The sequence below is a fragment of the Dolichospermum sp. LEGE 00246 genome (assembly GCF_015207865.1).
Taxonomy (GTDB): Bacteria; Cyanobacteriota; Cyanobacteriia; order Cyanobacteriales; family Nostocaceae; genus Dolichospermum; species Dolichospermum heterosporum.
The window spans coordinates 1-1,165 of record NZ_JADEWA010000760.1 but is presented as its reverse complement, the minus strand read 5'-3'; the positions used below and the strand labels follow the sequence as shown (position 1 = coordinate 1,165).

The following is a 1,165-nucleotide window of genomic DNA, read 5'->3' as shown; positions in this document are numbered from 1 at the left end:
GGTGGGGGGGGTGGAGGGGGAGGGTAAGGGAAGGGGGTTGGGGGGTTAGGTCTTTTTTCATGACTAAACGGTAAAAAAGTCTTCGTCTGCCCATTTTGGGGCTGCGTCTTTTGCCACAACGGTGAGGACTGCGTAATCTTTCATATTGACTCCGGGGGGTATTTCTTTGGGAACTCCCATGACAGTCTGGGTTTTAAAGACTGTTCCGGGTTGGAGGTCAAAAAAGGGAAATTCCGGTTCTGTACAGCCTAAACAGGGCATTCCGGCGCGGGTTTTGGAGGAGACGCGGTTCCAGAGAATGCGGTTACAGGAAGAACGGGTCATGGGTCCACGACAACCTAAGTCGTAAAATAGACAACCTTTGCGTTGTCCAAATTCAGCGGTTGTGGCTTTGTAGGCAAAGTGAATGTTGCGGGTACAACCTGTTTGGGTGAAGGTGTTGAAGAAGGTTTGGGGACGGTGTAGTTCATCGAGAACTATATCATCAATTCGACCAGTGGCGATCGCTACTAATATCTGCGTTATCCAGTCGGGGTGTGTAGGACAACCGGGAATATTAATCACAGGTAAGCCAGCTTGACTGACAAAATCTTTACCTAAAAAACCGCCTTCTTCCCGTTTGAGAAATTGCAATCCTTTGGAGTCACTGGGGTTGGGCGACATAGCGGGAATTCCTCCCCACGTCGCACAGTCTCCCACAGCCACAATAAATTTCGCCACTTTGGCTAAATCGTCTAACCAATCTTTCATGGGACGGTCGGCAAATCGGTTCCATTCTCCTGTACCATTAGGGGCGTTAACTACGCTACCTTCAAATACCAAAATATCCAGAGAGGTCTTCCCGGAAATGCAGTCCCATAACAGGGTTTGGACATTTTCACCTAATTCTACTCCCAAGGAAGGATGCCAAAGTATTTTAATACCGAAATCAGCAATTAAATCACAAGCTGTAGGTTCTTCGGCATTAAGAAATGACATGGTGTTACCCGAACAAGCACCACCTTGTAACCAGAGTACATTAGTCATTAGCTATTTATTTTTAGATGTGTTAATAATGCACAATTGAAGAGATTCTATAGGGGGATAATTTCCCCTTCTGCAAAGGATTTACTTGTAGAGAACGACCTATTGATCAATATTCATTATTTTAAACTAAGATGTTATT

General features: G+C 45.4%; 1 protein-coding gene. It reads right to left on the bottom strand.

What is annotated here, in order from left to right; translation table 11 throughout:
- Positions 1-63: 63 nt before the first annotated feature.
- The gene (locus IQ228_RS26185; RefSeq protein ID WP_027401676.1) at positions 64-1,026 is read right to left on the bottom strand and encodes a hydrogenase small subunit; all 963 of its coding nucleotides are present in this window, start codon (positions 1,024-1,026) and stop codon (positions 64-66) included.
- Positions 1,027-1,165 lie beyond the last annotated feature (139 nt).